This is a genomic window from Pseudomonas cichorii, assembly GCF_003700275.1.
Taxonomy (GTDB): Bacteria; Pseudomonadota; Gammaproteobacteria; order Pseudomonadales; family Pseudomonadaceae; genus Aquipseudomonas; species Aquipseudomonas cichorii_B.
On sequence record NZ_RBRE01000035.1, the window covers coordinates 40,679 to 50,532 of the forward strand.

The 9,854-nt window shown below is 62.7% G+C and carries 1 protein-coding gene; it reads left to right on the forward strand.

The features are described 5' to 3' along the window. Positions 1 to 9,854: non-ribosomal peptide synthetase (locus tag ALQ04_RS08105; RefSeq protein ID WP_122315436.1), on the forward strand; the 9,854-nt coding region annotated here is incomplete at its 3' end.

Genomic DNA, 9,854 nt, shown 5'->3' on the forward strand with positions numbered 1-9,854 from the left:
TTGAACGACCGTAACGAAAGTCTCGACCAGTTGAAACGCGCTGCCCTGCTGCGCCTGCTCCAGCAACGTGGTGCCAGCCGTAACGAACGGGCACCGCAGGATGTGATCGAACCGGCAGACCGCAGCGCAGCATTGCCGCTGTCGTTCGCCCAGCAGCGTCTGTGGTTCCTCGACCAGCTCGATCACAGCGCCAGCGCCGCCTATCACATGCCGGCGGCCTTGCGCCTGACCGGCAGCCTGGACAGGGTTGCGCTCAAGTCCGCCCTCGATCATCTGGTAGCGCGGCACGAAAGCCTGCGCACGACCTTCGAGCAACAAGGCGAGCAAGCGGTGCAGGTCATCGCCAGCGCCGCTTGTGGCTTTGCGCTGGTGGAACAGGACTTGCGCGATCAGTCACCTGAACAGGCCCGCCTGAGCGCCACCCGGATCAGCGAAAACGAGGCTGCGGCGCCCTTCGACCTGCATCAGGGGCCGCTGATTCGCGGGCGCCTGGTGCAATTGACCGACGATGAATACCTGCTGCTGATCACCCAGCATCACATCATCTCCGATGGCTGGTCGATCGAAGTGCTGGTCAGTGAGTTCTCGGCCCTGTATCAGGCCTTTGTCGAGCGGCAGCCAAATCCGCTGCCCGCATTGTCGATCCAGTATGCCGACTATGCTGCCTGGCAACGCCAGCGCATGAATGGCGAGTTGCAAGCACAGCATATCGAGTTCTGGCGCAACCACCTGAGCGGTGCCCCGGCGCTGCTGACGCTGCCTACCGACCGGCCTCGCCCGCCCGTGCAAAGCCATGAAGGCAGCACCCTGAAGTTTACGCTGCCCAAGGATCTGTCCCGGGCCATCGGCGCCTTTGCCCAATTGCGTGCCGCAACCCCGTTCATGACCCTGATGGCGGCCTGGGCCGTGCTCTTGACCCGCGTCAGCGGCCAGCAGGACGTGGTGATCGGCACCGTGGCCGCCAATCGCGACCGGCAGGATGTGCAGGGTCTGATCGGTTTCTTTGCCAATACCCTGGCCTTGCGCGTCCGTTTGCAGGCGGACCCGAGCCTCGATGAAGTCATGGCCCAGGTGCGCAACCTGCTGCTGGAGTCCTCGACTTATCAGGACACACCTTTCGACCTGGTGGTCGAAGCGCTCAAGCCGCCGCGCAGTGCCAGCCACAGCCCGGTGTTCCAGACCATGCTCTACACCAACGCCGGGAATGACGCCGAACAACTGCGCCTGCCGGGCCTGACCCTGGAGTTCCTGTCTTCGCGCCAGGAAGACACCCAGCACGATCTGTCCCTGCACATCGATGAAGGTGGCGAGCAACTGGTGTGCAGCCTGTCCTATTCCACGGCGCTGTTCGACGTTTCCAGCATCGAGCGGCTGGCCGCACGCTTCGAGCGGGTCCTGCGCCATTTCACCGAGGCGCCACAGACCCGAGTCGGTGCGCTGGACCTGGATCCGGCTCTAGAACTGCCGCAAGTGCTGCCTGTCAGCCAGGATGCTCCAGAAATGCCGCTGTCGTATCACCAGGAACGTATCTGGTTCGTCGACACCTTTGAAACCGGCTACCTGTATGACGCCAACCCGATCTACCACAATATTCCGCTGCTGCTGGAACTGAGCGGTGAAATCAATAACACCGCTCTGCAGACCGCTCTCAATGAGCTGATGAGCCGCCATGAAATCCTTGGTTGCCGGGTACTCAGCGATGGTGCCCGAGCCTGGCAGCGCTTCGAGAAGCATGCCTCGCTGCCGCTGAACTGCCTGCGGGCTGACGCCGGACAATGTACTTCCATTGCCCTGGAAGATGCGCTGCAGCCGCTGCATATGGACGGCGGAGCCCTGATCAGGGCGACCCTGGTGCAGGACGGCAGCCAGCAAGCGGTACTGGCGATCACGGTTCACCACCTGCTGGCCGACCGTGCCTCGATGCAGATCATCAGGCGCGACCTGCTGGAGCTGTATGACGCGGCTTGCTCGGAACGCGCAGCACAGCTTCCCGAACTGGCGCTGACCTATGCTGATTTCGCCCAGTGGCAGCGTCAGTTGCCGGCCGCCACGCTTGAGTCCTTGCGCTCATTCTGGACCTATCAGTTGCGCGGCAAGCTGCAACCCATGGAACTGCCGCTCAATCGTCCACGTGCAGCGGTTCATGTGTTCACTCCAGCCACGGATTGCTTTGTACTCACCCCAAGGCAGGTCAAGGCCATCGAGGCCGCTGCCAGTCGAGCTGGCGTTTCCACACAGAGCCTGGCGCTCAGCGCATTCATGGCCCTGTTGCGTCGTTATGCCGGACACGATGAACTGGTGGTCGGCACCACTGCTGCCTGCCGGGAAGACCAGGCGCTGCAGAATCTGGTCGGCCCGCTCGGCAACCTGTTGGTACTGCGCGGTGCCTGTGATGCAAACACTTCGCTGCAGGGCTTGCTGGCCCAGACCGCGACCAGGCTGGATCAGGCCTACAAACACCGCTTCATGCAGTTTGACCAACTGGTGCTGGCCCTGAACCCCGACAAGGACATGAGCCGCACCGCACTGTTCGACGTGCTGTTCAACTTCGAGCAATCCGCGCAGACGGCAGACCGGGTGGCAGGCCTTGAGGTGCGCACCCTGGAAAGCAGCCTGGGCTTTGGCAAGAACGACCTGCATCTGTTGATCGTGGCTGGCGAAGAACAATGGCAAGGCCATATGACCTACAACGCCGACTTCTTCGATGCCGATTTCATCGCGCAACTGCTACAGCATTTCGTGCGCCTGCTGGACGCCTTTGCCGACGACAGCGAACAGCCGGTGGATGATGTCACCCTGCTGGATCAACAGGAAAAGCTGGTCCAGGCTCTGCACTGGAACGATACCGAGGCCGCCTACCCTGCGGACGCGACCCTGCATCAACTGTTCGAGGCGCAGGTCCTGGTCACGCCGGAACACATTGCTGTCAACAGCGATGCAGGCCAGCTCAGCTACAAGGCCCTCAACCAACGCGCCAACCAGTTGGCTCACCGCTTGCGTGCCCGTGGCGTCGAGGCCCAGGAACTGATCGCGATTCTGCTGGACCGCTCTCTGGACATGATTGTCAGCACCCTGGCGGTACTCAAGGCCGGAGCGGCCTATGTACCCATCGATCCGGCATCGCCGGCCGAGCGTGTGGCCTACATCCTCAAGGACAGTGGCGTGCGCAAGATCATCGCCAGCGCAGAAACGGCCGGAGCGCTGGTCGATACAGCGCTTGAGGTCTTCGATCCTGCTGCATCGAGCGCCGAATCCAGCCATTCCACGAATCTGGAAAACCTCACTGCACCCGAGCACTTGTGCTACGTGATTTACACCTCGGGCTCCACCGGCCAGCCCAAGGGCACGCTGCTGGAACACCGCAACGTGGTGCGCCTGCTGCATAACAGCCGCAGCCCTTTCGACTTCGGCAGCGACGATGTGTGGACGCTGTTCCACTCCAACGCCTTCGATTTCTCGGTCTGGGAAATGTTCGGTGCCTTGCTGCATGGCGGACGTCTGGTGCTGGTCCCGGAACCGGAACGCCGTGACCCGCAACAGTTTCTCGACTTCCTGGAGCGCGAGCAGGTCAGCGTCCTCAATCAGACTCCATCGGCCTTCCTGCCGCTCAGCGAAGCGGCGCTTGGACGCCAGGGAAATGCTCTGCGCGCCTTGAAATATGTGATCTTCGGTGGCGAAAGCCTGGAAGTGAACCGTCTCGCGACGTTCCACGAGGCGTTCCCCGAGGTGGCGCTGATCAACATGTACGGCATCACCGAAACCTGTGTGCATGTGACCTGGAAACACATCCAGGCCGATGACATCAAACTCGGCATTTCCAACGTGGGACGGCCGATTCCGACCACCGTGACCTACGTCATGGATGCCAGGCAGCGCCTGCTGCCGGTCGGCGTACCTGGGGAAATCTGTGTCGGTGGCCTGGGCGTCGGACGCGGCTACCTGAACCGCCCGCAACTCACTGCCGAGCGTTTTATCGCCGACCCTCTGCGCGCCGGCGAGCGCCTGTACCGCTCGGGCGACCTGGGCAAGCTGCTGAGCACTGGCGAGATCGTGCACCTGGGGCGCATGGACGCTCAGGTCAAGATTCGCGGTTTCCGTATCGAACTGGGCGAGATCGAGGCCAAACTGCTGGCCTGCGACGGCGTGCATGAAGTGCGCGTACTGGCCCGCGACGACAACCGTCAGGGCAAACGCCTGATTGCCTATCTGATTCCAGAGCCGGGTACAGTGATCGAAGTGGCGGCCCTGCGCAAGCAACTGGGCGCGACCTTGCCGGACTACATGGTGCCCAGCGCCTTTGTCAGCCTGAACGCCTATCCGCTGACTGCCAATGGCAAGCTGGATCAGGACGCGCTGCCCGCTGCGGGTGTCGACTCGATGTCCGAGCGCGGCTATGAAGCGCCTCAGGGCGCTACCGAACAGGCTCTGGCGCAGATATTCCAGGAACTGCTGGGCATCGAGCGCGTCGGTCGCCGTGACGGCTTCTTCGAGCTGGGCGGTCATTCGTTGCTCGCCGCACAACTGGTGTCCCGCGTGCGCCAGGTACTGGGCGGTGAGCTGATGCTCCGGGAGCTGTTCAGTCATCCGACCGTCGAGGAACTGGCCAGGGTCGTTGGTACGCTGGAGCAAGCCACCACGCTGGAGATTGCGCCCGCCGACCGCAATGCACCGCTGGTTCTGTCCTTTTCCCAGCAGCGCCTGTGGTTCCTCGATCAACTGGACCCCAATGCCAGCATCGCTTACCACATGCCCGCCTCGCTGCAATTGCGCGGCGAACTGGACACTCAGGCGCTGAAAGCGGCGCTCGATCATCTGGTGGCACGTCACGAAGGCCTGCGCACCACCTTCCAGCGCAATGGCGAGCAGCCGCTGCAACGAATTGCCGCGCCTGACAGCGGCTTCACCTTGAGCGAACACGACCTGCGCGCCCTGCCCTTTGCCGAATCCCAGGCCAGCGCCGCACGGATTGCCCAGCGCGAGGCTTCGGCACCTTTCGACCTGCAGCAAGGCCCGCTGATTCGTGGCAGCCTGGTGCGCCTGGCCGACGATGAATATCGTTTGCATATCACCCAGCACCACATCATCTCCGATGGCTGGTCCGTGGGTGTGCTGGTCAAGGAGTTTGCGCAGCTCTATGCGACCTTCAGCCAGGGGCTCACGCCCTCGTTGCCGCCACTGGCGATCCAGTACGCCGACTATGCCGCCTGGCAGCGGCAAAACCTGGCCGGGCCGCAACTGGCCGAGCAGCTTGAGCAATGGCGCGAACACCTGAGCGGCGCACCGACACTCTTGAGCCTGCCTGCCGATCGGCCAAGACCTGCACTGCAAAGCTACCGCGGCACCGATGTACCGGTGCAACTGAGCCCGCAACTGCTGGCTCGGCTGGAAGACTGCTGCAAGCAGCACGACGTCACCCTGTTCATGGTCCTGCTCAGTGCCTGGTCGGTGCTGATGGCGCGCCTCGGCAACGAGCGCGATGTGGTCATCGGCGTACCCTCCGCCAACCGCGGCAATGCACAGCTGGAGCCGCTGATCGGCTTTTTCGTCAACACACTGCCGGTGCGCGTGCAATTGCAGGACAGCCCGAGTGTGACGCAACTGCTGGGCCAGGTCAGAGACACGCTGCTGGCAATCCATGAGCGCCAGGAAGTACCTTTCGAGCACGTGATCGATGCCTTGCAACCGCCTCGCTCGCTGAGCCACAACCCGCTGTGCCAGGTGGCATTGTCGCTGAACAACACCCCGGACGATGGCGCGCTGGAACTGCCGGGCCTGAGCCTGACTGCCCTGAATCAGGCCCAGGAAACCTCGCAGTTCGATCTGATGCTGTCCCTGGCGGAAAACGCCGGAACCCTGAACGGGGTGATTCAGTACGCCACCGACCTGTTCGACCGCGCCACCGTGGAGCGTTTCGCCCAGTCCTTCCAGGTACTGCTGGAGGCATTTGTCCAGGACAGCGAGCAAGCGGTTCTGGCCTTGCCACTGCTGACTGCGGCACAGCGACAGGCGCACCCGTCCCTGCGACCGCCAGTGGCAAGCTTCACCAGCGACACGCTGATTCATCAGCGCTTCGAGCACATGGCCGAGCAACAACCTCATGCCATTGCACTGGTATTCGGCGAGCGTCAGGTCAGTTATCAGGAACTCAACCGCCGGGCCAATCGCATCGCCAGCCAGTTGCTCGACCTGAAGGTCCGGCCCGACGAGCGGGTCGGCATTCTCGCCGAACGTGGCGTGGACATGCTCTGTGCCATCCTGGGCGTGCTGAAAGCCGGTGCCGCCTATGTTCCGCTGGACCCGGCCTACCCGCAGGCGCGCCTCAACTATCTGCTGCAAGACAGCCAGCCGGTTGCCCTGCTGGCCCAGCCGACATGCCTGGAGACGCTGGGCGCGGGCCATGGCATTCCCGTTGTCGCACTGAGTCCGCAAACCGATGAGCAAACCGCCACTGATACCACGCTGGACCGCAACCCGGCGCCAGACCTTGGTCCGCAGCATCTGGCCTACGTGATCTACACCTCCGGCTCCACCGGCCTGCCCAAGGGCGTGCTGGTAGAGCACGGCAACGTCGCCCGCCTGTTCGATGCCACAGCGGAAAGCTTCAACTTCACCAGCAAGGATGTCTGGACGCTGTTCCACTCCTTCGCATTCGACTTCTCGGTATGGGAAATCTGGGGCGCCCTGAGCTACGGCGGCAAACTGGTGATCGTGCCCGGCGAACTGGCCCGCTCGCCGGACGACTTCCATGCATTGGTCTGCCGCGAGCAGGTCACTGTGCTGAACCAGACGCCCAGCGCCTTCCGCCAGTTCATCGAAGCGGCTGGTCGCAGTGATGAGGTCCACAGCCTCAAGGAAGTCATCTTTGGTGGCGAAGCCCTGGACGTTCGCACCCTGCGGCCATGGACACAGCACACGCCGTTGTCCACGACCCGACTGGTGAACATGTACGGGATTACCGAAATCACCGTGCACGCCACTTTCCATGCCGTTACCCAGGCTGAAATCGATACCGGTGATAACGGGTTGATCGGCGAGCCGCTACAGGACTTGTGCCTGCGGATTCTGGATGCCTGGCAGCAGCCGGTACCGGTTGGCGTGGAAGGCGAAATCTACATCGGTGGTGCGGGTGTCGCTCGCCACTACCTGAACCGTCCCGAACTCAATGCCGAGCGTTTCATCGCCGATCCGTTGGCCAGCACCCCCACGGCACGTCTCTATCGTACCGGCGATGTCGCGCGTTACCGGGCCGATGGCGGTATTGTCTACGTGGGCCGTAATGACTCACAGATCAAGATCCGTGGTTTCCGTATCGAACTGGGTGAGATCGAAGCCCGCCTGCAGGCCTGTGACGGCGTGCGTGAAGCGCTGGTGATCGTGCGCGAGGACGTGCCCGGCGACAAACGCCTGGTGGCTTACCTGATCGCCCAGCCACAGGCCGCACTGGAGTCGGCAGCCCTGCGTTCACAACTGGCCAGCAGCCTGGCCGAGCACATGATTCCAGGCGCTTTCGTGCCGCTGTCCGCCTGGCCGCTGACCACCAACGGCAAGCTGGATCGCAGCGCATTGCCCACACCGGATCGCACGGCAACCGCGACCCGCGAGTACCAAGCGCCGCAAGGCACACTGGAAATCGCCTTGGCCACGGCCTGGCAGGAACTGCTGGGCATCGAGCGCGTCGGTCGCGAGGACCACTTCTTCGAGCTGGGCGGACATTCGTTCCTGGTGATCAGCCTGATCGAGCGCCTGCGTCAGGGCGGCATCGTGCTGGATGTGCGCAGCGTGTTTGCCGCGCCGACCCTCAAGGCCATGGCCGCTGTACTGTCGACCGATACCGGGCTCGCCAGTGCGGCGATTCCTCCCAACCTGATTCCTGATGGTTGTACCGAAATCACGCCCGAGATGCTGCCGCTGGTCACGCTGACGGCTGCGGAAATCGAGCAGGTGGTTGCCGATGTGCCGGGTGGCGCGGGCAATGTCCAGGATATCTACCCGCTGTCGTCGCTGCAGGAAGGGATTCTCTTCCACCACCTGTTGCAGGGCCAGGGCGATGCGTACCTGATGCGCACCGTGGTGAAATTCGATCAGCGCGAGCGTCTTGACGAGTTTCTCGCGGCGCTGCAAGGCGTGATCGACCGCCATGACATTCTCCGTACTGCCCTGCGCTGGTCAGGCTTGCCGAAACCGGTGCAGATCGTGCAGCGCCAGGCAACGTTGCCGGTGACGCTGTTCGACAGCAGTCAGGCTGACGACCCGCTGCAGATGCTGCATGAACGCACCGACACCCAGACCCTGAGTCTGGACCTGCAACAGGCTCCGCTGATTGCGGCGTACATGACCTGGGACAGAACCCGGGAGCAATGGCTGCTGGCACTGCTCGATCACCACCTGATCAGCGATAACGTGACCCTGCGCCTAATCATGTCGGAAATCTACGCCATCCTGCATGGCGAAGGTCACAGCCTGCCGCCGTCGCATCCTTACCGTAACTTCATTGCCAAAGCGGCCATGGTTTCCCGGGAAGAGCATGAAGCCTATTTCCGGAAACTGCTGGGCGACGTCGATGAAACCACTGCACCTTATGGGGTGCTGGATGTTCAGAGCAGCGGCGCAGGTAATACCAAGGCAATCCGCTACTTGAGCGATGAGGTCAGTGCAGCCGTTCATCGCGTCGCCAAAATCAGCGGCGTTCCCAACTCCGTACTGTTCCATGCGGCCTGGGGGCTGGTGGTCGCAGCTACCAGCGGACGCGACGATGCGGTGTTCGGCACTGTGCTGTCAGGCCGCTCCCAGGGTGCGAGCGGTGCCGATCAGGCACTGGGGATGTTCATCAACACGCTGCCGATGCGTATTCGCCTGGACGACCGCAGCGTCAGCGATATCGTCCAGGACGCCTATCAGCAATTGAGCGAACTGCTGACCCATGAACAGGCGTCACTGGCCCTGGCCCAGCGGTGCAGTGCAGTCGATGCTTCGATGCCGCTGTTCACGGTCATCCTCAACTGCCGTCATGGCGAGATGATCACCGCCGATGGCAGCAATATCGCGGAAATCGACAAGTGGGACGGTATCGAGTTCGAGGCTTCGGAAACCCACACCAACTACCCGATCGAAATTGCCGTGGCGACCGAAAACGGTGCGATTTCGCTGACTTCACAGACCGTGGTCGGCATCGATCCGCAACGGATTGCCGATTACCTGGCCCAGGCCGTCACAGTACTGGTGGAGGCACTGGAGCACACACCACAGCGTCCGGCCGACAGTCTCGACATCCTGCCTGAGGCCGAGCGGCAACTGGTGCTCAACGGGTTCAACCAGACCGCCAGCGATTTCGGCACGCCACGGCTGTTGCAGAGCCTGTTCGAGGAGCAGGTTCTGGCCCGGCCAGAGGCCATCGCTCTGGTGCACGAGCAGCAACAGCTCAGCTACGCGCAGCTCAACCGCCGGGCCAACCAGCTTGCCCGGCGTTTGCTGGAACACGGCATACAACCTCAACAACGAGTGGCCATCTGTGCCGAGCGCGGCGTCGAGATGATCGTCGCCCTGCTCGCCGTGCTCAAGGCTGGCGGCGCTTACGTGCCTGTCGATCCCGATCACCCGACGGAGCGGATCGCCTTCATTCTCAAGGACAGCGACGCCAGGGCACTGCTCTGCCAGCAGGCCCTGACACCTCATCTGCCTGCCGAGCAAGAGCGTCCGACGCTGATTCTGCTCGACGGGCACGACCTTGCAGGGGTCGATAACGATCCACAGTTCGACCAGAACCCGGACGCTACGGCGCTGGGTCTCAGCCCCGAGAACCTGGCCTACGTGATCTACACCTCAGGCTCCACCGGACAATCCAAGGGCGTGATGGT